Source organism: Hydrogenophaga sp. IBVHS2 (assembly GCF_002127215.1).
GTDB lineage: Bacteria > Pseudomonadota > Gammaproteobacteria > Burkholderiales > Burkholderiaceae_C > Hydrogenophaga.
Genome location: NZ_NFUT01000001.1, coordinates 465,896 through 488,666 on the forward strand (window position 1 = coordinate 465,896; position 22,771 = coordinate 488,666).

General features: G+C 70.3%; 25 protein-coding genes. 9 read left to right on the forward strand and 16 right to left on the reverse strand.

Features of this window, described 5'->3' with window-relative positions:
• Positions 1-6: 6 nt before the first annotated feature.
• From CAP38_RS02315 to CAP38_RS02325, 3 genes are all read right to left on the reverse strand, one after another.
• A complete protein-coding gene (locus CAP38_RS02315; protein WP_086119256.1) occupies positions 7-675 on the reverse strand; it encodes an amino acid ABC transporter permease in 669 nt (222 codons plus the stop codon).
• Position 676: 1 nt separating this feature from the next.
• Positions 677-1,399 (reverse strand): amino acid ABC transporter permease, encoded by a 723-nt coding sequence (locus tag CAP38_RS02320; RefSeq protein ID WP_086119257.1) that lies wholly within the window; start codon positions 1,397-1,399, stop codon positions 677-679.
• 104 nt (positions 1,400-1,503) lie between these two features.
• Positions 1,504-2,403: an amino acid ABC transporter substrate-binding protein gene (locus CAP38_RS02325; protein ID WP_086119258.1), complete on the reverse strand. Its 900-nt coding sequence runs from the start codon at positions 2,401-2,403 to the stop codon at positions 1,504-1,506.
• A gap of 317 nt (positions 2,404-2,720) precedes the next feature.
• On the opposite strand from CAP38_RS02325, the gene CAP38_RS02330 reads away from it, so the two are divergent.
• From CAP38_RS02330 to CAP38_RS02340, 3 genes are read left to right on the forward strand one after another with little or no spacing between them, the layout of a single operon-like run.
• Positions 2,721-4,433 (forward strand): long-chain fatty acid--CoA ligase, encoded by a 1,713-nt coding sequence (locus CAP38_RS02330; protein ID WP_086119259.1) that lies wholly within the window; start codon positions 2,721-2,723, stop codon positions 4,431-4,433.
• 4 nt (positions 4,434-4,437) lie between these two features.
• Entirely contained in the window at positions 4,438-4,677 is a 240-nt protein-coding gene (locus tag CAP38_RS02335) for a hypothetical protein (RefSeq protein ID WP_086119260.1), read from the forward strand.
• Positions 4,678-4,693: 16 nt separating this feature from the next.
• The gene (locus CAP38_RS02340) at positions 4,694-5,689 is read left to right on the forward strand and encodes an MDR family oxidoreductase (RefSeq protein WP_086119261.1); all 996 of its coding nucleotides are present in this window, start codon (positions 4,694-4,696) and stop codon (positions 5,687-5,689) included.
• A 13-nt stretch (positions 5,690-5,702) separates the two neighbouring features.
• Here the strand turns inward: CAP38_RS02340 and CAP38_RS02345 are convergent, their stop codons facing one another.
• The gene (locus tag CAP38_RS02345) at positions 5,703-6,497 is read right to left on the reverse strand and encodes a DUF2189 domain-containing protein (protein WP_086119262.1); all 795 of its coding nucleotides are present in this window, start codon (positions 6,495-6,497) and stop codon (positions 5,703-5,705) included.
• A gap of 86 nt (positions 6,498-6,583) precedes the next feature.
• Here CAP38_RS02345 and CAP38_RS02350 point away from each other — a divergent pair, with 86 nt between their 5' ends.
• Entirely contained in the window at positions 6,584-7,324 is a 741-nt protein-coding gene (locus CAP38_RS02350) for a 2OG-Fe dioxygenase family protein (RefSeq protein WP_086119263.1), read from the forward strand.
• A gap of 12 nt (positions 7,325-7,336) precedes the next feature.
• Here the strand turns inward: CAP38_RS02350 and CAP38_RS02355 are convergent, their stop codons facing one another.
• Positions 7,337-7,852 (reverse strand): cupin domain-containing protein, encoded by a 516-nt coding sequence (locus CAP38_RS02355; RefSeq protein WP_086119264.1) that lies wholly within the window; start codon positions 7,850-7,852, stop codon positions 7,337-7,339.
• 96 nt (positions 7,853-7,948) lie between these two features.
• Between CAP38_RS02355 and CAP38_RS02360 the strand changes: the two genes are divergently transcribed.
• Positions 7,949-8,491, forward strand: coding sequence for a DUF2889 domain-containing protein (locus CAP38_RS02360; protein WP_086119265.1), 543 nt, complete (start codon positions 7,949-7,951; stop codon positions 8,489-8,491).
• Positions 8,488-8,919: a hypothetical protein gene (locus CAP38_RS02365; RefSeq protein WP_086119266.1), complete on the forward strand. Its 432-nt coding sequence runs from the start codon at positions 8,488-8,490 to the stop codon at positions 8,917-8,919. Before CAP38_RS02360 ends, CAP38_RS02365 begins: the two co-directional genes overlap by 4 nt.
• 20 nt (positions 8,920-8,939) lie before the next feature.
• Here CAP38_RS02365 and CAP38_RS02370 read toward each other — a convergent pair whose 3' ends face one another.
• The 9 genes from CAP38_RS02370 to CAP38_RS02410 are packed head-to-tail and all read right to left on the reverse strand — an operon-like array spanning position 8,940 to position 17,879.
• Positions 8,940-10,139: a serine hydrolase gene (locus CAP38_RS02370; RefSeq protein ID WP_086119267.1), complete on the reverse strand. Its 1,200-nt coding sequence runs from the start codon at positions 10,137-10,139 to the stop codon at positions 8,940-8,942.
• Position 10,140: 1 nt separating this feature from the next.
• Entirely contained in the window at positions 10,141-11,163 is a 1,023-nt protein-coding gene (locus CAP38_RS02375) for a methionine synthase (protein ID WP_086119268.1), read from the reverse strand.
• Between the two features lie 43 nt (positions 11,164-11,206).
• Entirely contained in the window at positions 11,207-12,682 is a 1,476-nt protein-coding gene (locus CAP38_RS02380; RefSeq protein WP_086119269.1) for a VWA domain-containing protein, read from the reverse strand.
• Positions 12,667-14,115: an AAA family ATPase gene (locus CAP38_RS02385; RefSeq protein WP_086119270.1), complete on the reverse strand. Its 1,449-nt coding sequence runs from the start codon at positions 14,113-14,115 to the stop codon at positions 12,667-12,669. The genes CAP38_RS02380 and CAP38_RS02385 overlap by 16 nt, the downstream gene beginning before the upstream one ends.
• Positions 14,112-15,296 (reverse strand): beta-ketothiolase BktB, encoded by a 1,185-nt coding sequence (gene bktB / locus CAP38_RS02390; RefSeq protein ID WP_086119271.1) that lies wholly within the window; start codon positions 15,294-15,296, stop codon positions 14,112-14,114. Before bktB ends, CAP38_RS02385 begins: the two co-directional genes overlap by 4 nt.
• Positions 15,297-15,355: 59 nt before the next feature.
• Positions 15,356-15,946, reverse strand: a complete 591-nt coding sequence (locus CAP38_RS02395; RefSeq protein ID WP_086119272.1) for a histidine phosphatase family protein — start codon at positions 15,944-15,946, stop codon at positions 15,356-15,358.
• A 19-nt stretch (positions 15,947-15,965) separates the two neighbouring features.
• Positions 15,966-16,733 (reverse strand): SDR family NAD(P)-dependent oxidoreductase, encoded by a 768-nt coding sequence (locus tag CAP38_RS02400; RefSeq protein WP_086119273.1) that lies wholly within the window; start codon positions 16,731-16,733, stop codon positions 15,966-15,968.
• A 4-nt stretch (positions 16,734-16,737) separates the two neighbouring features.
• Positions 16,738-17,388: an RluA family pseudouridine synthase gene (locus CAP38_RS02405; protein WP_086119730.1), complete on the reverse strand. Its 651-nt coding sequence runs from the start codon at positions 17,386-17,388 to the stop codon at positions 16,738-16,740.
• Positions 17,385-17,879, reverse strand: coding sequence for a pyridoxamine 5'-phosphate oxidase family protein (locus CAP38_RS02410; protein WP_086119274.1), 495 nt, complete (start codon positions 17,877-17,879; stop codon positions 17,385-17,387). The genes CAP38_RS02405 and CAP38_RS02410 overlap by 4 nt, the downstream gene beginning before the upstream one ends.
• 58 nt (positions 17,880-17,937) lie before the next feature.
• Between CAP38_RS02410 and CAP38_RS02415 the strand changes: the two genes are divergently transcribed.
• Positions 17,938-18,936, forward strand: a complete 999-nt coding sequence (locus CAP38_RS02415) for a tRNA-dihydrouridine synthase (RefSeq protein ID WP_086119275.1) — start codon at positions 17,938-17,940, stop codon at positions 18,934-18,936.
• Positions 18,933-20,510, forward strand: coding sequence for a glutamate--cysteine ligase (gshA, locus tag CAP38_RS02420; protein WP_086119276.1), 1,578 nt, complete (start codon positions 18,933-18,935; stop codon positions 20,508-20,510). Before CAP38_RS02415 ends, gshA begins: the two co-directional genes overlap by 4 nt.
• Positions 20,511-20,625: 115 nt before the next feature.
• Here the strand turns inward: gshA and CAP38_RS02425 are convergent, their stop codons facing one another.
• A complete protein-coding gene (locus CAP38_RS02425; RefSeq protein ID WP_086119277.1) occupies positions 20,626-21,108 on the reverse strand; it encodes an SRPBCC family protein in 483 nt (160 codons plus the stop codon).
• Positions 21,109-21,225: 117 nt separating this feature from the next.
• Here CAP38_RS02425 and ylqF point away from each other — a divergent pair, with 117 nt between their 5' ends.
• Complete coding sequence (ylqF, locus tag CAP38_RS02430) at positions 21,226-22,155, forward strand: ribosome biogenesis GTPase YlqF (protein WP_086119278.1); 930 nt, start codon at positions 21,226-21,228, stop codon at positions 22,153-22,155.
• Positions 22,156-22,159: 4 nt separating this feature from the next.
• Here the strand turns inward: ylqF and CAP38_RS02435 are convergent, their stop codons facing one another.
• Positions 22,160-22,759, reverse strand: coding sequence for a DUF4399 domain-containing protein (locus CAP38_RS02435; RefSeq protein ID WP_218776547.1), 600 nt, complete (start codon positions 22,757-22,759; stop codon positions 22,160-22,162).
• Between the last annotated feature and the right edge of the window lie 12 nt (positions 22,760-22,771).

Below are 22,771 nucleotides of genomic sequence, written 5' to 3' on the forward strand. Positions count from 1 at the left end.
CACCGATTAACGAATGATGGCGATGCGCGCCTGCAGACGCTTGACCAGCCAGGACAGGGCAAAGCAGATGATGAAATACACCACCGCCGCGATCAGGTAGACCTCTTCGGGACGGCCGTAGATCTTGCCCGCGGTCACGAAGCCCTTGAGCATGTCGTAGGCGCCGATGGCGTAGACCAGCGAGGTGTCCTGGAACAGGATGATGGTCTGCGTGAGCAGCACCGGCAGCATGTTGCGGAAGGCCTGCGGCAGCACCACCAGACGCATGTTCTGGCTGTAGGTCATGCCCAGTGCCTGGCCGGCAAACACCTGGCCGCGCGGGATCGACTGGATGCCCGCCCGCATGATCTCGCTGAAGTAGGCCGCCTCGAAGGCGATGAAGGTGATCACCGCCGACATTTCCGCGCCGACGGGCCGCCCGATCAGGGTGGGCACCAGCAGGAAGAACCACAGGATCACCATCACCAGCGGGATGCTGCGCATGCCGTTGACGTAGATGGTGGCCGGAACGGCCAGGATCGGGTTGCCCGACAGCCGCATGAGCGCCAGCACCGTGCCCAGCAGGATGCCGCCGATGGTGGCCACGATGGTCAGCTGCACGCTGAACCACAGGCCGCTGAGCACGAACTTGCTGAAGACGTCCCAGTTGAAGAAGGCAAGGTCAAGTCCGCCCATGTCAGTGGCCCCCCCCGGTCTGGCCGGCCACGATCAGGCCGGGCACGCGGGCACGCCGCTCGATGAAGGCGAACACCCGGTTCACCGCAAACGCCGAGATGGCGTACAGCGCGGTCACCGCGATGTAGATCTCGATGCCGCGCGAGGTTTCCTCCTGCGCCTGCATGGCGAACATGGTGAGTTCGGCGATCGAGACCGCGAACGCCACCGACGAGTTCTTCAGCAGGTTCATCGATTCGCTGGTGAGCGGCGGCAGGATGATGCGGAAGGCCATCGGCAGGATCACGTAGCGGTAGGACTGCGCGGTGGTGAAGCCCATGGCCATGGCTGCGTAACGCTGGCCGCGCGGCAGGGCCTGCACGCCGGCGCGCACCTGCTCGGCGATGCGGGCCGAGGTGAAGAAGCCCAGCGCCAGCACCACCAGCACGAAGCCCGACAGCTGCTGCATGACCGGGAAGATCTTGGGCAGCACGAAGTACCAGATGAAGATCTGCACCAGCAGGGGGATGTTGCGGAAGAGCTCGACCCAGGCGTTGGCCAGCCGCACCAGCCAGGGGCTGTTGGGCAGGGTGCGCAGCGTGCCGATGAGCGTCCCCATGACGATGGCGACCACCCAGGCCCAGGCCGCCACGGACAGCGTCCAGCCCCAGGCTTCCATCATCCATTCGAGGTAGGTGCGGCCGCTGCCGTCGTCGGTCAGGAATACCTGCCAGTCCCAGTTCATGTTGTCACCATGTTGTTGTGTTGCGTTCGGGTGTGAAAGCAGAAACCCCGCAGACGGGTCTCGCTGCGGGGTTTCGTGTCGGGCGTGCCCTGTTCAGGCCGCCATCACTTCTTGGCGTACTCTTCGACGGGCTTGTCGTTCGGAGTGGCCCAGGCGGCCTTGGTGGCCTCGGTGGCGGGCAGGCCGACGCGGGTGTTGGACGGCGGGATGGGCTGCACGAACCACTTGTCGTAGAGCTTGGCGATCTCGCCGGACTTCATCATGGCCTTGATGCTGTCGTCCACGGCCTTCTTGAATGCCGGGTCGTCCTTGCGGATCATGATGGCGATCGGCTCGACCGACAGCACCTCGCCGACGATCTTGAAGTCGGCCGGGGACTTGGCCTTGGCGATGTTGCCGGCCAGGATCTGGCCATCCATCACGAATGCGTCGGCACGGCCCGACTCGAGCAGCAGGAAGCTCTCGGCATGGTCCTTGCCGAACACCTCTTCAAAGTTCACGCCGGCGCCGCGCTCGTGCTTGCGCAGCAGCTGCACCGAGGTGGTGCCGGTGGTGGTGGCGACCTTCTTGTTGGCCAGCTGGGCAATGCTGGTGATGCCCGAACTGGCCTTGACGGCGATCCGCACTTCCTCGACGTAGGTGGTCACGGCGAAGGCGACATCGCGCTGGCGGGCCAGGTTGTTGGTGGTGGAGCCGCACTCGATGTCCACGGTGCCGTTCTGCACCAGCGGGATGCGGTTCTGCGAGGTGACGGAGAGGTACTTGATCTCCAGCTTGGGCAGGGCGAGCTGCTTCTGCACATCGGCCAGCACGCGCTGGCAGATTTCCACGTGGTAGCCGGCGTACTTGCCATCGCCCAGGGTGTAGGACAGCGCCCCGGACGAATCGCGCACGCCCATGGTGGCGGTGCCGGAAGCCTTGATCTTGGCCAGGGTGTCGTTGGCCTGCGCCAGGGCGCCGGTGGCCGCCAGGGCCAGTGCGAGGGTGAGTACGTGTGTTTTCATGAGTTCTCCGTCGTGATGATCGAAACGAACGCCGGGCAGGGATGGGGGCCCGGACAACCCCGGATGCGCCACCGGGTGGGTGGAAACCGTCCGCGACTATAGTGCGCCGCGGAGAGCTTGCGGGCGGGGGTTTCCTTGATCCGGTATGCAAAACGCTTATGAAACCATCCGCAAAGCGGAGGTTCCCGGGGTTCGCGAATGCACGTTTCGTGCCACCGTCCCGGTTGCGACACGCTCCGGATGCGCCCGGATACCGCCCGCCGTATGCTGATCCCGGCCCGCCGGGGCCCCACAAGAACGACAGCAGGAGACAGCGCATGACCCCCCCCGCCACGCCCGCCCGCGCCCATCACCGAGTCTGGCCCAAGCGGCTGCCGCACAGCCTGCGGCCACCGTCCACGTCGCTCTGGACCAATCTGGAGGTCAGCGCCCGGCGCTACCCCGACAAGCCCGCGCTGGTCTTCTTCGACCGCAGCACCACCTACGCCGATCTGATGCAGCAGGCCGAACGGATGGCCGCCCACCTGCGCTCGGTCGGCGTGCAGGACGGCGACCGGGTGATCCTCTACATGCAGAACTGTCCGCAGTGGGTGGTGGCGCATTTCGCCATCCTGCGGGCCAATGCGGTGGTGGTGCCGGTCAATCCCATGAACAAGGCGGACGAGCTGCAGCACTACATCACCGACCCGGATGCCCGGGTGGCGATCTGTGCGGCCGATCTCGCCGGTGAACTGGCCAGGGCCGACGCCGGACTCCCCGAGGCCGACCGGCTCGGGCACATGGTGGTGGCCCATTACGCCGACGCGATCGGTCCGGACGCCGACATCCCGCCGGCCTGGCAGGCCTGGCTGGGCACCCGGCACGAACGCCCGGTGCTCACGCGGGGCACGGTGACCGACTGGTCGCAGGCCCTGGCCTGCAGCGCCGACCTGCCCGCCCACAACCGCCGCCCGGACGACCTGGCCGTGCTGCCCTACACCAGCGGCACCACCGGCCTGCCCAAGGGCTGCATGCACCCGCACCGCACCATCATGCACAACGCGGTGGCCAGCACGCTGTGGGGCAATGCCTCGCCCGAGACGGTGATGCTGGTGGTGGTGCCGCTGTTCCACATCACCGGCATGGTCACGGGCATGCACGCCGGTCTGTACGGCGGGGCCACCATCGTGCTCATGCCGCGCTGGGACCGCGAGCTGGCCGGACGCCTCATCTCGCACTGGAAGGTGACCAGCTGGACCAACATCCCCACCATGGTGATCGACCTGCTGGCCAGCCCGAACTTCAGCCAGTACGACCTCTCCAGCCTGGTCTACATCGGCGGCGGCGGCGCGGCCATGCCGGCGGCCGTGGCCCAGCGCCTGTTCGACCAGTTCGGGCTGCGCTATTCCGAAGGGTACGGCCTGACCGAGACCGCCGCGCCCTCGCACAGCAACCCGCCCGACGCGCCCAAGCAGCAGTGCCTCGGCGTGCCCTTCATGAGCACCGACGCCCGCGTGATCGACCCCGAGACGCTGCAGGAGATGCCGGTGGGCGAGGCGGGCGAGATCATCATCCACGGCCCCGAGGTGTTCGACGGCTACTGGAAGCGCCCCGAGGCCACCGAGGCGGCCTTCATCACCTTCGAGGGCAAGCGCTTCTTCCGCTCCGGCGATCTGGGCCGGGTGGACGAGGACGGCTACTTCTTCATCACCGACCGGCTCAAGCGCATGATCAACGCCAGCGGCTTCAAGGTCTGGCCGGCCGAAGTCGAGGCCCTGATGTTCAGGCACCCGGCCATAGCCGAAGCCTGCGTGATCGCCACCCAGGACAGCTACCGCGGCGAGAGCGTCAAGGCGGTGGTGGTGCTGCGCCAGGATGCCCAGGGCGTGAGCGAGCAGGACATCCTGGACTGGTGCCGCGAGCACATGGCGGTCTACAAGTGCCCCAGGAGCGTGCAGTTCGTGCCGGCGCTGCCCAAGAGCGGCAGCGGCAAGGTGATGTGGCGCCTGCTGCAGGAGCAGGAGAAGGCCGGGGCCGCCGCGCCACAATGACGGGATGAACTTCTTCACCGACGCCTGGCGGCGCCTGTGGCAACCGCGCAAGCCCCTGTTCTGGCTGGCGTTCGGTTTCAATGCCCTGGCGTCCTTCATGAGTTTCTTCATCCAGACCCGGCAGCCGCCGACCGGCATCGCCTTGCTGGTCGGCCTGCTGGCCCTGACCAACAGCCTCATTGGCGCCTGGCTGACCTGGCGCCTCTGGAACGACCCGCCCGAGACCCGCGACGACCCATCCTGACGACACCGGAGACACCATGTTCAAAGCCCTGCAGATCACCCAGCCCGAGACCGGCTACCGATGCGACCTCACCGAGCTTGACGAATCGAGCCTGCCCGAGGGGGACGTGACGGTGCAGGTGGCCTGGTCGACCATCAACTACAAGGACGGTCTGGCCATCACCGGCCGCTCGCCGGTGGTGCGCAAGTTCCCCATGGTGCCGGGCATCGATTTCGCCGGCACCGTGACCGACAGCCAGCACCCGCGCTTCAAGCCCGGTGACCGGGTGGTGCTCAACGGCTGGGGCGTGGGCGAGACGCACCCCGGCGGCCTGGCGCAGAAGGCCCGGGTCAAGGGCGACTGGCTGGTGGCCCTGCCGGCCGGGTTTTCCGAGCGCGACGCCATGGCCATCGGCACCGCCGGCTACACCGCCATGCTGTGCGTGCAGGCCCTGCAGGACCACTGGGCCGCGCGCGGCGTGGCCGCCGGCAGCGGCGAGGTGCTGGTGACCGGCGCCGGTGGCGGCGTGGGCAGCGTGGCGATTGCGCTGCTGGCCGCGCTGGGCCACACCGTGGTGGCCTCCACCGGCCGCCCGGCCGAGGCCGACTACCTGCGCTCGCTGGGCGCGGCCGACGTGATCGACCGGGCCACCCTGTCGGCCCCGGGCAAGCCGCTGCAGAAGGAACGCTGGATCGGCGTGGTCGATTCGGTGGGCAGCCACACCCTGGCCAATGCCTGCGCCAGCAGCCGCTACGGCGGCGCGGTGGCGGCCTGCGGCCTGGCCCAGGGCATGGACCTGCCGGCCAGCGTGGCGCCCTTCATCCTGCGCGGCGTCACCCTCTACGGCATCGACAGCGTGATGGCGCCCATGGCCCGCCGCGAGGCGGCCTGGGCCGCGCTGGACCGCCTGATCGACCGCCCGAAACTGGCCGCCATGACCCGCGCCATCAACCTGGCCGAGGCCATCCAGGCCGGACACGACATCCTGGCCGGCCAGGTGCGCGGCCGGCTGGTGGTGGACGTGAACGCGTGACGGAAAAGCCGGATCAGCCCGCCGGCACGATCTGTCGGTAGGCGTGCCAGGTGGCATGGCCCACCACCGGGCCGGCCACGAACAGGCCGGCGAACCACGGCAGCATGGCCAGCCCGATCACCAGCGTGATGAGGGCGCCCCACCACAGCATCACGCCCGGGTTCTGCAGGCTGGCGCGGATGCTGGTCAGGCCCGACGACACCGCATCGGACTGGCGGTCCAGGATCATGGGGATGCTGATGGCGCTGGTGATGAAGATCAGCCCGGCAAACAGCCCGCCCACCAGCGTGTAGGTGATCAGGAACTCGACGTTCTCGCGGCTGAAGAGCTGCTGCAGCAGGTGGGCTGCGTCGGGCATGGTGTTGAAGGTCACGGCGAACACCACCAGCGAGGCCCGGCCCCAGAGCATTTCCAGGATGAGCAGCACGCCGGCAAAGATGGCCATGGTGCCCAGCATCGGCCGCCAGGCCATCAGCGAGGCGCGCAACGAGGGGCGGCGCCCCTGCTCCAGCGCCCGGCTGGCGTCGTACAGACCCAGGCACAGGAAGGGGCCCATGAGCAGGAAGCCGGCCGAGAGCGCCAGCACATAGGCCGGCGCCGAACGGAACACCGCCATCAGCGCATGGCCCATGAGGAAGAAGCACAGGCCGTAGAACAGGCCGATGCGCGGGCAGCGCACGAAATCACGCCAGCCCGCGGCCAGCCAGCGCAGCGGGTCACCGGCCCGCAGATCGGCCAGCTTCAGGTCGAACACCGAGGGCCCTGGGCCCGAGGGTTCCGGTGCGTCGTGGTTCAGGGTGTCGGCCATGGCACTGCGGGGTGAAGCGATGGCGCATTGGGCCATCGCCCGCCGGCGCCGGCAACCGGTTTTTCCCGGGGCTACACTGCCCGCCCATGACCCAGGAATTCCAGCCTCCGTACGTGTCCCCGGCCGCCATGGCCGATGCCCTGAAGCGCCAGGGCTTCGCCCTCATCGACGCTGCGGGCGTGGCGCGCTGGCTCGATGCAGCGCCCGGTGAACTCGAGGCGCTGGGTGCCGCCTGGGACCGGCTGGTGCCCGATGCCTATCTCAAGGACGGCGGGCGCTACCGCAAGCGCCGCCACAGCTGCTTCGTCGTCGACGGCGCACAGGTCAGCCAGGTGCCCCACCGGGCCCACTGGCAGCCGCTGGAATACAACGCCCTGCACGGCGGCATGCAGCGCTGGTTCGAGCCCATGGAGCCGCAGCAGGTGGCGCACCCCCTGTGGCAGCGCCTGCTGCAGCGGCTGGGCGAAGCCGCCAGCACCCTGCGCGGCGTGCAGCCCTGGTTCGTGGAAGCCCACCCGTTCCGCATCGACACCACCGACGGCATCGGCCGGCCCACCCCCGAGGGCGCGCACCGCGACGGGGTGGATCTGGTGGCGGTGTTCCTGGTCGGGCGCCACGCCATCAAGGGTGGCGAGAGCCGGGTGTTCGAGGCCGACGGCCCGGCCGGCCAGCGCTTCACGCTGCGCGAGCCGTGGTCGCTGCTGCTGCTCGACGATGCCCGCGTCATCCACGAGAGCACGCCCATCCAGCCGCTGGACCCGCAGGGCTTCGGCTGGCGCGACACCCTGGTGGTGACCTGCCGCGCCGGCGGCTTCCAGGGCGACTGACCCGCGTCGGCGTCAGACCCCGCCGGTGGGGTGGGTGGGGTCCACCCACAGCACGGTCTGCGGCTTTTCCACCGGCTCGATGTCCAGGTTGACCGCCACCGCCTGACCGTCGCTGCGGCACAGCACGCACTCCAGCACCTCGGTCGGGCTGGCGTTGATCTCCTGGTGCGGCACATACGGTGGCACGTAGATGAAGTCGCCCGGCCCGGCCTCGGCGGTGAACTCCAGCCGCTCGCCCCAGCGCATGCGGGCCCGCCCCTTGACCACGTAGATCACGCTCTCCAGCGGGCCATGGTGGTGGGCGCCGGTCTTGGCATCGGGGTGGATGGTGACGGTGCCGGCCCACAGCTTCTGGGCACCCACCCGCGCAAAGTTGATGGCCGCCTTGCGGTCCATGCCCGGGGTGGAGGGCACGTTGGGGTCGAGCTGGTTGCCGGGGATCACCCGCACGCCGTCGTGCTTCCAGGCGGGGGCGCCGTCGTCGTGGCCGTCGTGGTCGTGGGGGTGATGATCGTGGTCGTGTGCCATGGCCTGTCTCCGAGGATTCCGGGTCGGACGCCAGTGTGCCAGCCGCCTGTCGTCACTGCACGGACAATCGTGACATCAGCTTTCCGGAGACCTGCCTTGCCTTTGCCCGATCCCGCCCCGCGCACCCCCATGCACACCCGCCGCGTCACCTACCAGGGTTTCCGGCGTGACGATGGCCTGTGGGACATCGAGGGCGAGCTGCACGACAGCAAGCCCCATGCCTTCGAGATCGAAGGCGAAGGCCGGTGGCAGCCGCATGAGGCCATCCACCACATGCGGCTGCGGGTGACCTTCGACGAGGCCATGGTGATCCGCGCCATCGACGTGGCCATGGACAGCCATCCGCACGACCCCTGCCCGCAGGCCATGGCCCCGATGCAGCGCATGGTGGGCGAGACCCTGGGTCGGGGCTGGCGCCAGACCATCCAGCGCCACCTGGGCGGCGTGCAGGGCTGCACCCACCTGCGCGAGCTGCTGTTCAACCTGGCCACCGCCGCCTTCCAGACCCGCTCGGCCTCGTTCGCCCCGCCGGCCGACGGGCGTCCGCCAGCCCACCTGGGCCAGTGCCTGGCCTGGGACTTCAATGGTCCGGTGGTCGAGAAGGTCTACCCGATGTTCTTCCGCTGGAGCCCGCCATGAAACGACTCGCCGTCCTGCTGCTCCCGGTGCTGCTGGCCGGCCAGGCCCAGGCCATCGACCCGCGCTACGCCCGCCAGCTGGAACGCTCTGGCTGCACCCAGATGAGCGAGCAGCAGGGCTGCGACATCCACCGCAGCCGGGCCGAGAACGAACGGGCTGGCTTCAAGGCCGGGGAGCCGGTCACGCCCTATGCCGGGCGCTGGCTGGCCCGCCGCGACGACGGGGTGCCGGTGGCCCGCATCCGCATCGACGGGCGCGAACGGGTGTGGGTGGACGACCGGCCGGTCAAGGCCCGGCGCAGCGATGGCGCGCTGGTCTTCCGCCGGGGCTCGGTGATGTTCACCCTCCAGGGCGACCGCCGCCTGGTGGGCGAGGACGTCTGGATGGACACCGACGCGGGCACGCGCGGCCCCATCGTGGCCGATTGAGGCTGCCTGGGCCGCGAGGTTCAGCCGACCATGGCCGCATAGGCCAGGGTGCGAAACAGCAGCCGGTATTCCTCGCGCTGGTTGGGCGCCTGGGCCAGGAAGATGCCCCAGGTGTCCTGCACCGGATCGATGAAGAAGCTGGTGCCGCCGATGCCGCTCCAGTGGTTGGTGCCCACCGAACCCGGCATGAAGGCCTCGCCGGCCTGCGTGCGCACCGCCATGGCCAGGCCGAAGCCGTGGCCGGGCGGCAGCAGGGCGTCGTCCGGCTCGGCGCGGATCGGTCCCAGGTGATCGGCCATGGCAAAGGCCAGGGTCTGCGGCCCGAGCAGCCGCACGCCGTCGAGCTCGCCGCCGTGGGCCAGGCACTGCAGGAAGCGGGCGTAGTCGCGGGCAGTGGACATCAGGCCGCCACCTCCGCTTTCCATGACCGGAGCGGTGCGCGGGTCGATCAGGCGCATGTTGAGGCCGCCGTCCGGGTCCTGGGCGAAGGGTTCGGCAATGCGCCCGTGTTCGGAGGCCGGCACCGCAAAGCCGGTGTCGTGCAGGCCCAGCGGGTCCAGGATGGCCTGCTGCAGGTGCCGCCCCAGGGTCTGGCCGGTGGCGGCCTCGATCACGCAGCCCAGCACGTCGGTGGCGCGGCTGTAGGCCCAGCGGCTGCCGGGCTGGCAGAACAGCGGGATGGCCGCCAGTGCCTCGGCAAATTCGGCGTTGCTGCGCTGGCGCGAGCCGATGTTGGCCTCGGCGTACAGGCGCTGCACCTTCGATGCGCCGAGAAATTCGTAGGTCAGGCCGGCGGTGTGGCGCAGCAGGTCCTGCACCGTGGGTGGGCGCGCCGGGGGCTGCAGCTGCACGCCGTCGGGCGTTTCCACCAGCACCGGCGTGTGGGCAAAGGCCGGCAGGTGCTTCGCAATCGGATCGGCCAGCGACAGCCGCCCTTGCTCCACCAGCATCAGGGCGGCCACCGAGACCATGGGCTTGGTCATGGAGTAGATGCGGAAGATGGCTTCCGGCGGCATGGCAGGCCCGCCCGGGGCGAGGCGGCCCACCGCCTCGTGCAGCACCACCCGGCCGCGCCGGCCCAGCATCAGCACCGCGCCGGGCAGACGGCCCCGGTCCACCTCGCGCTGGAACACCTGCACCAGCCGGCGGGTGCGGTCGGGGCACAGGCCGGCATCGGCCGGTTCGCCGCGCGGCAGTTCGGGGATGCGGGGCGTGCTCATGTCAGGCGCCGTAACGCTGGCGGGCCAGGGCCGCGCCCTGGGCCAGGGCTTCGAGCTTGGCCATGGCCACCTCGCGGCTCATGGGGGCCAGGCCGCAGTTGGTGCAGGCGATCAGGCGTTCGCGCGGCACGTATTTCAGCGCGAGGCCGATGGTGTCGGCAATCTGCTCCGGCGTCTCGATCTCGTTGCTGGCCACGTCGATCACACCCACCATCACGTCCTTGCCTTTGAGTAGCGCCATGAGTTCGGGCGGCACATGCGAGTGGAAGCATTCCAGGCTGACCTGCTGGATGCTGCTGGCGGCCAGGGCCGGGAACACCTTTTCGTACTGGCGCCACTGGTCGCCCAGGGTCTCCTTCCACTTCACGTTGGCCTCGATGCCGTAGCCGTAGCAGATGTGCACGGCGGTGGTGCAGGTCAGGCCCTGGGCGGCGCGTTCCAGCGCCTTCACGCCCCAGTCGGCGGCCTCGTCCATGTAGACGTTGAAGGCCGGCTCGTCGAACTGGATGATGTCCACGCCGTCGGCCTGCAGGGCCAGGGCTTCCTGGTTGAGCAGCTCGGCAAAGGCCATGGCCATCTTGACCTTGTCGCCATAGAAGCGGTCGGCCACGGTGTCGACGATGGTCATGGGGCCGGGCAGGGTGAACTTGAGCTTCCTGCTGGTGTGCTTGCGGGCCAGCTGGGCCTCGAAGGCGTGCACCCGGCCCTTCAGGCGCAGCGGTGCCACCACCTGCGGGACCATGGCGTCGTAGCGGTTGTTGCGGATGCCCATCTTGACCTTGTTCTCGAAGTCGATGCCCTCGACCTGTTCGACAAAGCCGTGCACGAAGTGCTGACGGGCCTGCTCGCCGTCGCCGATCACGTCCAGGCCGGCGTCCTCCTGGGCCTTGATCCACAGCAGGGTGGCATCGGCCTTGGCCTGCAGCAGCTCGGGGCCCTGGGTCTTCCATTGCGGCCAGAGTTTTTCGGTCTCGGCGAGCCAGTGGGGTTTGGGGAGGCTGCCGGCAATCGCGGTGCGGAACATGGGGTGTGTCTCCTGGGGTCTCGGTGAAAAAAGGGGTGAAGTGTCACGCAGAAGGCGTGCGCCGGATGGCGTTGGGGAAATACAGGGCGGTCAGGCTGGCGCTGTGCACCGGCGAGAAGCCGTCGGCCGTGACGGTGCCGCCGCTGGCATGCCGGCGCCAGTCCTGCACCCAGTGCAGGGTGTCGCACACCTCCACCAGGCCCACGGTCTCGCGGTCACCGATCAGGATGCCGTGCACCCGCAGGCCCAGGCGGGCCTTGGCATCGCGCAGCAGGGCCAGGGTGTGGTGGGTGACGCCGAACTCGCCGTCGCTGACGATCAGGATGTCGGCGTCTTCCCAGCCGGTCTCCTGCACGCGGTCGATGGCGGTCTCCAGCGGTGTCTGCACATCGGTCCCGCCGTCGAAGCTCTGGCCCATCACGTCCAGCAGCCGCTCCAGCCCTTCGGGGGTCAGCGCCAGCTCGCGCTCCAGCAGCTCGTCGCGGCCGCCGAAGGCCAGCAGCCGGCAGCCGCGCCGCCCGGCCAGGGCGCTGCGCAGGGCCTGCAGCACGCAGGCCTTGGCCACGTTCTCGGGGGCGCCGCGCATGGAGCCGGAGGTGTCCAGGCAGACGATCATCGGTCCGCGTCCCGCCGGCACCGGCTGCGGTCGGCGGGCCTGGGGTTCGGGCCGGGGCAGCGGGCGCTGGCTGTGGTGGGGTGCCCGGTCGTCGTAGCTCTGCAGCTGGGACTCGGCAAACCGGGCCCGCCACAGGCGGCGCAGCGTGGGGTGGGTGAGGTTCAGGCTCTCGCTGCCGGTCATGCGCGCGAGGTCGCGGGCGCGGCGCACACCGTCGACCGACTGCGGCTCCGGCCGCCGTTCCTGCTCGTCGGCCGGGTGGCGTGCGGCGCCGGTGGCGGGCAGCACATCGGGCCGGGGCTGCCGGGCGGTGGGCAGGCGCGGCTCGATGCGCCGGCGGCCCACGCCGTCGATGAAGGCCGCCAGCCGTGGCAGGCGCTGCAGCACCTCGCCGATGCGCCGGGCCTCCTGCCATTCGCGCCGGCTGAGCTGGCCCTGCAGGTCGTCCCAGCGCAGCCGGGCCAGGTCGCCCAGCGACTGCAGCAGCGCCAGCACCTCGTCCCAGCCCTTGCGCTGCAGGTCCCAGCTGTCGCGGAATTCGGCGCGCATGCGTTCGATGGCCTCGCTGCGCGAGACACCGGGTGCGCGGTCGATCAGGCTGTCCAGGTGCCACATCAGGCTCTGCAGCACCTGCAGCGACAGCGCCTCGCTGCCCCGGGTGAGCGCGGTGAGTTCGAGTTCGGCCAGCAGCGGACGCAGGGCATGGCTGGCCTCGGGGTCGCCCAGATCGGCGGTGGGGACAGGCAGGGCGCCGTCGAGCAGGGCCTGGCGCCAGCGGGCCAGATCGGGCAGCCGGTGACCGGGGCTGCCGCTGCTGCAAACCACCGCCCAGCGCCACAGCTCGCGCGGCAGGGCATCAAGCCTGTGCCAGGGCCGGTCGAAACGGCTCAGTTCGCCGTCCATGCCACGGGGGCGGGTTGGGTCGGCGGCAGTTGGCGGTCCACCGGCAGGGCGGCAAATCCGTCGCGGTGGGCCTGCAAGGCGGCCCGCAGGGCGTGCAGGCGTTGCAGCCGCCCGTGGTGCACCGCCTCGATCTGCCGTAGCCACGAGGGCGGCAGCCAGTCGTGCGTGGACGCGGCGCCGAGCACCTGGTCGGCGGTGGCCTGCACCATGCCCTGCAGCTGGCCGAGCTGGTCCAGCAGGTCGTCGCACTGCCGGGTGCGGGCTTCGATGTGCACCGGGCTGTAGCGGCGCTGGGCGCGTTCGCTGGTCAGGCGCACCAGCTCGTTCTGGCCGGCCTCCGGTCCGGCAATCGCCTTGGCCAGGGCCAGCTTGCCGGCGCTGTCGTCCTGGGCGTCGGCCGGGGCGCGGCGTTCGATGTCGAGCTGCTGCTCGAAGGCCAGCACGGCGCGCTCCAGCCCGTCCATGGGCAGCGGGCCGGCCTCGGCCACGCGGTGCATGAACAGCTCGGTCCAGCCGGGTACCTGGGCGGGTTCGTGGGCCAGCACGAAGGGCAGCAGCCAGAGGTCCCACGCATCCACCGCGGCCGCATCGCGGCTGGCGGCCTGCACCTGCAGCAGCGCCACCAGCTGCCGCCAGCGCCGGTCGGACACGGTCTGGCCGGTCTGTGCGGCGTGTTCGCGGGCGGTGTGCAGCAGGGCGCGGGCCTCCTCCCCGAGGGTCACGCGGGCGGCGGCGGTGCGCACCGCCTGCAGCTCGGCCAGGGTCAGGCTGGTGGCGGGAGCGTCGCAGGCGTCGGCATCGAGCAGCGCGTCGAAGTGGGCGTCGTCCACCGGCTGCACCGGCACCCGCAGCAGGAAGCGGTCGTGGAAGGCGAGCAGGCTGTCGTCCTGCGGCGGCTCGTTGGTGGCACCCACCAGCGTGATCAGCGGGGAAGGCAGGCGCTGGCTGCCGTTGTCGAACAGCCGCTCGTGCAGCAGGCCCAGCAAGGTGTTGAGGATGGCCGAGTTGGCCTTGAACACCTCGTCCAGGAATGCCACTTCGGCCGCGGGCAGGTAGCCGTGGGTCAGGCGCTCATAGCGGTCGGCCTCGAGCGCCTTGAGCGAGAGCGGGCCGAACAGTTCTTCGGGCACCGAGAAGCGGGTGAGCAGGCGCTCGAAGTAGCGCGAGCCGGGCAGCAACCGCTGCAGCCGCCGCGCCAGCTCGCTCTTGGCGGTGCCGGGCGGGCCGATGAGCAGCAGGTGCTCGCCGGCCAGGGCCGAGAGCAGCAGCGCCCGCGCCGCCACGTCGCGCTGCAGCAGACCGTGCTCCAGCACGGCCAGCGCAGCAGCCCAGCGGCCGGCCTTTTGAGGCGACCCCGGCGAAGGGCCGCCCCGAGCCGGGTCAGCCCCCTCGGGGGACAGCGACCCGCGCAGCGGCGGAGCGTGGGGGCTCATACCCGTTCAAAGATGGCGGCGATGCCCTGGCCGCCGCCGATGCACATCGTCACCAGCGCGTAGCGGCCCTGGACGCGCTGCAGCTCGTGCAGCGCCTTGACCGTGATGAGCGCGCCGGTGGCACCGATGGGGTGGCCCAGCGAGATGCCCGAGCCGTTGGGGTTGACCTTGGCAGGGTCCAGACCCAGGTCGCGGGTGACGGCACAGGCCTGGGCGGCGAAGGCTTCGTTGGCCTCGATCACGTCCAGGTCGTTGACGCTCAGGCCGGCCTTCTGCAGGGCCAGCTTCGTGGCCGGCACCGGGCCGATGCCCATGTACTTGGGGTCCACGCCGGCATGGGCATAGGCCACCAGGCGGGCCAGGGGCTGGATGCCGCGGGCCTTGGCGGCACCGGCTTCCATCAGCACCACGGCAGCGGCCGCGTCGTTGATGCCCGAGGCATTGCCGGCGGTGACGGTGCCGTTCTCCTTGAGGAACACCGGCTTGAGCTTGCCCAGGTCTTCCAGGGTGGCGTTGGGGCGGAAGTGCTCGTCGGTCTCATAGGCCACCTCGCCTTTGCGGCTCTTGAGCATGACCGGGACGATCTGGCCCTTGAAGCGGCCCTCTTCGGTGGCGCGCTGGGCGCGGTTGTGGCTCTCCACCGCCAGACGGTCCTGGTCTTCGCGGGTGATGCCCCACTTGGCCGCGATGTTCTCGGCCGTGACCCCCATGTGGATGGTGTGGAACGGGTCGTGCAGGGCGCCGACCATCATGTCGACCAGGGTGGCGTCGCCCATGCGGGCGCCCCAGCGGGTGTTGAGGCTGGCAAACGGCGCGCGGCTCATGTTCTCGGCACCGGCACCGATGGCGATGTCGGCATCGCCCAGGGCAATGCTCTGCGCCGCCGACACGATGGCCTGCAGGCCCGAGCCGCACAGGCGGTTGACGTTGAAGGCCGGCGTGCCTTCGCCGCAGCCGCCCTGGATGGCGGCCACGCGCGAGAGGTACATGTCCCTGGGCTCGGTGTTGACCACATGGCCGAACACCACATGGCCCACGTCCTGGCCGTCCACGCCGGCGCGGGCGAGCGACTCGCGCACCACCTGGGCGCCGAGCTGGGTGGGGGGCACGTCCTTGAGGCTGCCGCCGAAAGTGCCGATGGCGGTGCGCACCGCGCTGGCGACAACGATGTCTCGGGTCATGGAAAGGTCTCCGCTGGGGGGTGGGTGGGATGGATACCCGCCATGGTAAGCGGAGCGTCTCAGAAGGCCTGTCGCGCCAGCAGCCGCAGGCGTTCCGGCTGGGCGGGATCGAAGCGGGTGACGAACACCTCGCCGCTGGCCGGGTACTCGCCGGTCAGGGCCGTCATGTTGACCTGGTGGGTGACCAGCATCCAGTTGGCCGGGGCCTTGAGACGGGCCACGTCCTGCATCACGGCACGGGTCTGGCTGGCGCGGTCGCCCACCTGGAAGAACGAGTTCAGCGGCGTCCAGACGGTGTGGCGCCCGAAGGTCAGCTGCGCGGTGTCGACGCAGCGGCACCAGGCGCTGCTGCGCACCTCGGCCAGTTCCACGCGCTCGCGCCGGAAGGCCTCGCCCAGGGCGCGGGCCTGCGCCCGGCCGGCATCGCTCAGGTTGCGCTGGCTGCTGCAGTCGTCCAGCCGGAAGCCGGGCGGATCGCCCACGCCGGCCACGGTGACCGCATGGCGCATCAGCACCACGCAACCCCCGGCGCGCAGCAGGTCCCAGAAACCCGCCGGGCTGTCGCTGGTCTGGGCGCCCAGCGAGGTGGGCAGCAGGGCCGGCAGGGCGATGATCGAGGCCGATCCGGCCAGAAACAGACGGCGTTGCATGGAGGTTCCTTGTCGGGTTTCAGGCGTCGCGCACGTCGGCCACCGGGTTCTGGCCGAAGTCGGGGCGGTCCAGCCAGGCCAGCACACGGGCGGCGGCCTGCTCGGGCGATGTGAGCTGCCCGCCGCGCTGCAGTTCCACGAAGCGCGCGCGGTCGGGGAAGGCGGCGGCATCGGCGCCCCGCAGCTGCACCTGCATGTCGGTGTCGATCACGCCCGGCGCCAGCGACACCAGCCGGGCGCCGTGCGGCTGCTGCGCCTGATCGAGCGCCGCGCAGCGGGTGAAGTGGTCCAGCCCGGCCTTGGCCGCGCAGTACGGCGCCTGCGAGGCCATGGGGTAGCGCCCCAGACCGGAGGAGATGTTGAGCACCCGGCGGGGTCCGCGCCAGCCCTGATCGACCCAGCGGGCCGTGGCGGCCAGGAAGGCGCCGGTGAGCAGCATGGGCGCTTCCAGGCCCACCCGCAGGGCCTGGGCCACCTCGGTGGGCGGCACGGCCTCCAGCGGGGCCACGGTGGGGATCACGCCGGCATTGTTGATGAGGGTGGCACTGTGCAGGCCGGTCGCGGGCTGACCCGCCAGCCATTCGCCCAGGCGCCGGGCCGCCGGTTCGGGCTCGGCCAGATCCACCGGCCACTGCAGCAGCGGTGCGTGCAGGGCGTCGGCACGGGCCTGGAGTTCGGCATTCGTGCGGCGCGACAGGCACAGCAGCAGGCGGTCGGGGGAGAGCAGCTGCTGCGCCATGGCCAGGCCCATGCCCCGCGAGGCGCCGGTGAGGACGGTGAGGTGCATGGCGTCAGAACGGGCAGGGGCTGTGGAAATGAAGGGTCTGGCCGGTGGCCGGGTGGGGCAGCGACAGATCGCAGGCGTGCAGCAGCAGGCGGCCGGACCAGCCCTGCTGTTCGCTGGTGGCGTACAGCGGGTCGCCCACGATGGGGTGGCCGATGGCCTGCAGGTGCACCCGCAGCTGGTGGGTGCGGCCTGTCACGGGTTCGAGTTCTACACGGGTGGTGATGACCGGGTGCGGTGCCGGGGCATCGGGCTGCCACGGCGCTGCGTCCAGCCGTTGCCAGCGGGTGAGGCTGGGCTTGCCGTGCTGGTGGTGCACAATGCTGCGGGGCCGGTTGAGCCAGTCGATCATCAGGGGCAGGTCGATCTGTCCCTGCTCGGGCTCCAGCGCGCCGGCCACCACCGCCTGGTAGCGCTTGTGCACCTGGCGTTTCTCGAAGGCCAGGCTGAGTGCCCGCTGCATGGGCAGGCCGCGCGCCATGACCAGCAGGCCCGAGGTGGCCATGTCCAGCCGGTGCACGATGAGGGCATCGGGCCACACGGCCTGGGCGCGCGCACTCAGGCAGTCCTGCTTGTCCGGGCCCCGGCCGGGCACGGCCAGCAGGCCGGCGGGCTTGTCCAGCACCAGCAGGTGCTCGTCGAGGTACAGCGGGGTCATGGCCGGCCGGCGGCCAGGGCGGCACACAGGTCCGTCCCGTCGATGCGGCGCGCTGCGCCGAAACCCGCGATCTGCCGGCCTTGCAGCGGGTGCAGCAGCACGAAGCGGAAGTCGGGCAGGGCGGTCATGTCGGCGGCCTCGGGGAAACGCGTCAGGTAGTCCTGTCGGGCCACCGCCAGGGCCTCGCCGCCGGCGGTCTCGGCCCGCACCGACAGGCTCAAGCGGTGCAGCGCATGCACCGGCTCGCCATCGACCTCGCCGGCGTCCACCAGCACGGCGGCACGCGGGTCGGCCTGCAGCTGGGCGGTGTGCGGCGACAGGGCACTGACATGGATCACCAGGCATTGCAGCGCCGGGCAGACCGCAAACGGCACCAGCGACACGGCGGGCGCACCGGCCTCGTCGCGCGTGGCCAGGGCGGCGGTGCGGCGCTGCCACAGCAGCTGGCGCAGGGCGGAGGTCAGGCGCGGTTCGTGGGATTCGGAGCTCATGCCGGGATGCTAAACCTCAGACCGGGCGGGGCCGGTGCCCAGCAGGGACAATCGCCCCATGCTGCTGCTGGCCCCCATGGAAGGATTGCTCGACGCCACCCTGCGCGATGTGCTCACGCGCCTGGGCGGCATGGACCGTTGCACCAGCGAGTTCATCCGCATCACCCACATGCTGCTGCCCGAGCGGTCGTTCACCCGCGTGGTGCCCGAGCTGCTGCAGGGCGGGCGCACCCGGGCCGGCGTGCCGGTGCGCCCGCAGCTGCTGGGCTCCGACCCGGCCTGCATGGCCGACAACGCCGCGCGGCTGGCCACCTTCGAGCCGCCCGGCATCGACCTGAACTTCGGCTGTCCGGCCAAGACGGTCAACAACAGCCGGGGCGGCGCCATCCTGCTGGAAGAACCGTGGCTGGTGCACCAGATCGTGCGCGCCGTGCGCCGCGCGGTGCCGGCCCACATTCCGGTGTCGGCCAAGATGCGCCTGGGCTTCAACGACGACACCCGCGCCGAGGACAACGCCCTGGCCATCACCGAGGCCGGCGCCAGCGAGCTGGTCATCCATGCCCGCACCAAGGCCGACGGCTACCGCCCCCCGGCCTGGTGGGAGCGCATCGCGCAGGTGCGCGAGTCGTTGCCCGAGCAGCGCCCGGTGCTGATTGCCAACGGCGAGATCTGGTCGGTGGACGATGCGCGGCGCTGCCGCGCCGTCTCGGGTTGCGAGCACCTCATGATCGGCCGCGGCCTGGTGGCCGACCCCGGTCTGGCCCGGGAACTGGGCGGGGGGCAGCCAGCGGCATGGGCCGAGATCGAGCCGCTTCTGCTGCCCTTCTGGGAGCAGGTGAGTGAGCGGGTGGAGCGCCGCCACCGGGCCGGCCGCCTGAAGCAGTGGCTCAACTACCTGCGCCGCCGGCATCCGGGTGCACAGCAGGCTTTCGACGAGCTGCGGCTGTCCAATGACGCGGCCTTCGTGGAGGCCTGGCTGGCCGGGCGCGCTGCCTGCAGAAATGCGGCAACCGTGTTAACTTCTGCGCCCCTGTTGCCGACACCCGATCCCGTATGACTTCCCTGCCTTCCCGTCTGGACGCCCTGGGCACCGAGCGCCTGGCCGGCATGCGCCGAGGCCTCGAGAAAGAGAGCCTGCGTTCCCAGCCGGATGGCAAGCTGGCCCTGACCCCGCATCCGGCCGCGCTGGGCAGCGCGCTGACCCATCCGCACATCACCACCGATTACAGCGAGTCGCAGCTCGAGCTCATCACCGGCGTGCATGCCAGCGTGGAGTCCACCCTGGCCGAGCTCACCGAGGTGCACCAGTACACGGTGCGAACCCTGCGCAGCCAGGGCGGCGCCGCCGGCGAAGAGATGCTCTGGGCCTCCAGCATGCCCTGCGGCCTGCCGACCGACGAGACCATCCCCCTGGGCCGCTACGGCAGCAGCAACGTGGGCCGGGCCAAGAGCGTCTACCGCATGGGACTGGGCCACCGCTACGGCCGGCGCATGCAGACCATCTCGGGCATCCACTACAACTGGTCGCTGCCCGGCGTGGACAACGACGGCTACTTTGCCCTCATCCGCAACTTCCGCCGCCATGCCTTCCTGCTGCTGACCCTGTTCGGCGCTTCGCCGGCCGTGTGTTCCAGCTTCGTCGAAGGGCGCCAGCACGAGCTGCTGCCGGTGGGCCAGTGCGGCACGCTGCACATGCCCCACGGCACCTCGCTGCGCATGGGCCGCCTGGGCTACCAGAGCGAGGCCCAGGCCACGCTGGCGGTGAGCTACAACGGGCTGGAGGGCTATGCGGCCTCATTGCACGACGCGCTCACCCGCCCCTGGCCGGCCTACGAGGCGGTGGGCATCCGCAACCCGGGCGGCGACTACAACCAGCTCGCCACCACGCTGCTGCAGATCGAGAACGAGTTCTACGGCACCATCCGGCCCAAGCGCGTCATCTTCCCCGGCGAGCGTCCCCTGCATGCCCTGCGCGAGCGGGGTGTGGAGTACATCGAGGTGCGCCTGCTCGACCTCAATCCGTTCGAACCCATCGGCATTGCGGCCAGCACGCTGCGCTTCATCGACGTCTTCCTGCTGCACTGCCTGCTGGCCGACAGCCCGCCCGACACGCCGGCCGAGATCCGCGAGCTGGCCCACAACCAGCACCTCACTGCCGCGCGGGGCCGCGAGCCGGGCCTGCAGCTCATGCGCGACGGCCAGCCGGTGTCGCTGGTGGACTGGGGCACCGAGATCATCGACGCCCTGGCACCGCTGGCCGACCGTCTGGACGCCCTGCATGGCGGCCACGACCATGCCCTGGCGGTGTCGCAGGCCCGGGAGGCCCTGCACGCACCCGACACCCTGCCGTCGGCCCGCGTGCTGCGCGCCATGGCCCAGCAGCACGACGATTCCTTCATCGGTTTCGTGCGGGCGCAGTCGGCCGAGATCCATCGCCAGCTGCTGGCCCTGCCCTGGAGCACCAAGCAGCAGGCCCGGTTCGAAGCCATGGCGGCCCAGTCGGTGCTGGACCAGCGCGCCATCGAGGCGGCCGACTCGCTGCCGTTCGAGATCTACCGCCAGGAATACGTGTCGCCGCAGCGGCTGGGCCGACCCCGCAGCATGGCCTCCGAGGCCCTGCCCACTTCTTGAGCAACCCAGAAAAGCCCCTTGTGCCACAGGCACTTGCGGCACCCGTACACGGCTGACCCGATCTTATTCACACCCTTGTCCCCACTTTCCGGGGACAACTGTGACGGACCCGGGATCAGGCCTCGCCGCCGAAACGCTTGATCAGGTTGGCGATGTACTTGTCGACCAGCTTCTCGAACTCGGCTTCCACCACCGGAGCCACCACCATCTTCATCAGGCCGGGCAGGGGCACGTCCACCGTGCCTTCGATGGCCAGCTCCAGCGCGGTGGTCTTGCCCTGGCCGGTGATCTTCCAGTGGCCGCCCACCAGGGCGTTGCCTTCCCCCTTGACCGGCGTCCACTTGACGGTGCCCGTACCCTTGGCAGCGTCGAACTTGCTGGTGTACTTGCTGGCGTACACCGTCTGGATGTTCACCTGCGCGGTGCCCACCTTCTCCATCTCCCAGCGCCAGGTGCCACCGCCCAGGTCGACCAGCTGCTCCACCTTGGGGAAGTGGCTGACCGACTCCGGCACGTCCGACAGGACCGCGAACACGTCGGCGGCGGCGGACTTGACGGCGAACTCGTAACCCAGATCGATCTTGACGGTGATGCTCATGTGGCTCTCGGCTGAAGGGATGCGGGTCATTCTAGGCAGCGCCCCTGTCGCCTGCGCTCGGGGCTTACACCGAGGCTGCCAAGGCACAATCCCGGCTCCGCCAACACGAACAAGTCCATGAGCATCCAGTGGTTCCCCGGTCACATGCACCTCACCCGCAAGGCGATTGCCGAACGGGTCAAGGCCATCGACGTGGTGATCGAGATGCTCGATGCCCGCCTGCCGGGGTCCAGCGCCAACCCGCTGCTGGCCGAACTCACCGGCCACAAGCCCACGCTGAAGGTGCTCAACAAGCAGGACATGGCCGACCCCGCGCGCACCGAGCAGTGGCTGGCCCACTACCGCGCCCAGCCCGGCACGCGCGCCATTCCGCTGGACGCCAGCCACACCTCGCCGGCGCGGGCGCTGGTGGCCGAATGCCGCGAACTCGCCCCGCTGCGCGGCGGCATGGTCAAGCCGCTGCGGGTGCTGATCTGCGGCATTCCCAACGTGGGCAAGAGCACGCTCATCAACACCCTCATGGGCAAACGCGCCGCCAAGACCGGCGACGAAGCCGGCGTGACCCGCAACGAGCAGCGCGTGGCGCTGGCCGACGACTGTTATCTGTTCGACACCCCGGGCGTGCTGTGGCCGCGCATCGTGGTGCCCGAGAGCGGCACGCTGCTGGCTGCCAGCGGCGCGGTGGGCCGCAACGCCTACGACGACGAGACGGTGGCGCTGGACCTGCTGGACCTGCTGAAGGTGGCCTATCCGGCGTTGCTGGAAGAGCGCTACCGGTTCGGACTGGATGCGGCCGCGCTGGCCCAGGCCCATGCCGACGGCCTGATGGAAACCATCGGCCGCCAGCGCGGCGCGCTGGTGGCCGGAGGCCGGGTCAACCTGACCAAGGCGGCCGAGCTGGTGATTGCCGATTTCCGCCAGGGCCACATGGGCCGCATCACGCTGGAGACGCCGGAGCAGTTCGGGCGCTGGCTGGCTGCCGGTGAAGCGGCCGATGCCGAGCGCCGCAAGGAGCGGCCGGATCGGCCCAAGGCCCGGCGCCGCTGACGCCTCATTTCACCGTGATGGTGATGCGCTCGCTGCTCACCACCGGGTGGTGGGGAATGTGGTTCTGGTCGGCCAGCACCAGCTGCAGCGTGTGCACGCCGGGCGCCAGGTTGACCGTGGTCTCGGTCTGGCCCAGGCCGAAGTGGCGGAAGTTGTCGTTGGCCGGCAGCGGCGCGTTGGCGTCCCAGGCAGCCACATCCACCAGCAGATGGTGGTGACCGGTGCCGGCCTTCTCCAGCCCAGCCGGTGCCACGCCCATGCCCGAGAGGCCGAACACCACCTTCACCGGGTTGCTCACCGTCATGCCGTTGCGCAGGTTCAGGAAGTAGACCCGGGCACCGGGTGCAGCCGCCACCTTCTGGTAACCCGACGGCAGCCTGGGCGTGCTCTCGGTCACCTGGGCCGGCGCCGTGGGCGGCGCCTTCATGGCGGCCATCATGGCCATGTGCTCGGCGTGCATGCTGGCATGGGCGGGGTCGTTGTGCATGGCGTGCATGCTGGCATGGGCGGGGTCGTTGTGCATGGCGTGCATGCCGCCGTGCGGGGAGCCGGCGCAGCCGGCCAGCACGGTGCCGGCCACGGTGAGAAGGGCGAGGGTTTTCATGGGATGTCTCCT

What these genes read in the sequence shown, in the direction of transcription:
- CAP38_RS02380 (WP_086119269.1), bottom strand. Translation starts at nt 12,682, where the DNA reads ATGGACGGCGAACTGAGCCGTTTCGACCGGCCCTGGCACAGGCTTGAT.
- CAP38_RS02385 (WP_086119270.1), bottom strand. Translation starts at nt 14,115, where the DNA reads ATGAGCCCCCACGCTCCGCCGCTGCGCGGGTCGCTGTCCCCCGAGGGG.
- CAP38_RS02330 (WP_086119259.1), top strand. Translation starts at nt 2,721, where the DNA reads ATGACCCCCCCCGCCACGCCCGCCCGCGCCCATCACCGAGTCTGGCCC.
- CAP38_RS02350 (WP_086119263.1), top strand. Translation starts at nt 6,584, where the DNA reads ATGACCCAGGAATTCCAGCCTCCGTACGTGTCCCCGGCCGCCATGGCC.
- CAP38_RS02400 (WP_086119273.1), bottom strand. Translation starts at nt 16,733, where the DNA reads ATGCACCTCACCGTCCTCACCGGCGCCTCGCGGGGCATGGGCCTGGCC.
- CAP38_RS02365 (WP_086119266.1), top strand. Translation starts at nt 8,488, where the DNA reads ATGAAACGACTCGCCGTCCTGCTGCTCCCGGTGCTGCTGGCCGGCCAG.
- CAP38_RS02355 (WP_086119264.1), bottom strand. Translation starts at nt 7,852, where the DNA reads ATGGCACACGACCACGATCATCACCCCCACGACCACGACGGCCACGAC.
- bktB (WP_086119271.1), bottom strand. Translation starts at nt 15,296, where the DNA reads ATGACCCGAGACATCGTTGTCGCCAGCGCGGTGCGCACCGCCATCGGC.
- CAP38_RS02395 (WP_086119272.1), bottom strand. Translation starts at nt 15,946, where the DNA reads ATGCAACGCCGTCTGTTTCTGGCCGGATCGGCCTCGATCATCGCCCTG.
- CAP38_RS02425 (WP_086119277.1), bottom strand. Translation starts at nt 21,108, where the DNA reads ATGAGCATCACCGTCAAGATCGATCTGGGTTACGAGTTCGCCGTCAAG.
- gshA (WP_086119276.1), top strand. Translation starts at nt 18,933, where the DNA reads ATGACTTCCCTGCCTTCCCGTCTGGACGCCCTGGGCACCGAGCGCCTG.
- CAP38_RS02335 (WP_086119260.1), top strand. Translation starts at nt 4,438, where the DNA reads ATGAACTTCTTCACCGACGCCTGGCGGCGCCTGTGGCAACCGCGCAAG.
- CAP38_RS02340 (WP_086119261.1), top strand. Translation starts at nt 4,694, where the DNA reads ATGTTCAAAGCCCTGCAGATCACCCAGCCCGAGACCGGCTACCGATGC.
- CAP38_RS02375 (WP_086119268.1), bottom strand. Translation starts at nt 11,163, where the DNA reads ATGTTCCGCACCGCGATTGCCGGCAGCCTCCCCAAACCCCACTGGCTC.
- CAP38_RS02320 (WP_086119257.1), bottom strand. Translation starts at nt 1,399, where the DNA reads ATGAACTGGGACTGGCAGGTATTCCTGACCGACGACGGCAGCGGCCGC.
- CAP38_RS02325 (WP_086119258.1), bottom strand. Translation starts at nt 2,403, where the DNA reads ATGAAAACACACGTACTCACCCTCGCACTGGCCCTGGCGGCCACCGGC.
- ylqF (WP_086119278.1), top strand. Translation starts at nt 21,226, where the DNA reads ATGAGCATCCAGTGGTTCCCCGGTCACATGCACCTCACCCGCAAGGCG.
- CAP38_RS02415 (WP_086119275.1), top strand. Translation starts at nt 17,938, where the DNA reads ATGCTGCTGCTGGCCCCCATGGAAGGATTGCTCGACGCCACCCTGCGC.
- CAP38_RS02410 (WP_086119274.1), bottom strand. Translation starts at nt 17,879, where the DNA reads ATGAGCTCCGAATCCCACGAACCGCGCCTGACCTCCGCCCTGCGCCAG.
- CAP38_RS02345 (WP_086119262.1), bottom strand. Translation starts at nt 6,497, where the DNA reads ATGGCCGACACCCTGAACCACGACGCACCGGAACCCTCGGGCCCAGGG.
- CAP38_RS02370 (WP_086119267.1), bottom strand. Translation starts at nt 10,139, where the DNA reads ATGAGCACGCCCCGCATCCCCGAACTGCCGCGCGGCGAACCGGCCGAT.
- CAP38_RS02435 (WP_218776547.1), bottom strand. Translation starts at nt 22,759, where the DNA reads ATGAAAACCCTCGCCCTTCTCACCGTGGCCGGCACCGTGCTGGCCGGC.
- CAP38_RS02315 (WP_086119256.1), bottom strand. Translation starts at nt 675, where the DNA reads ATGGGCGGACTTGACCTTGCCTTCTTCAACTGGGACGTCTTCAGCAAG.
- CAP38_RS02405 (WP_086119730.1), bottom strand. Translation starts at nt 17,388, where the DNA reads ATGACCCCGCTGTACCTCGACGAGCACCTGCTGGTGCTGGACAAGCCC.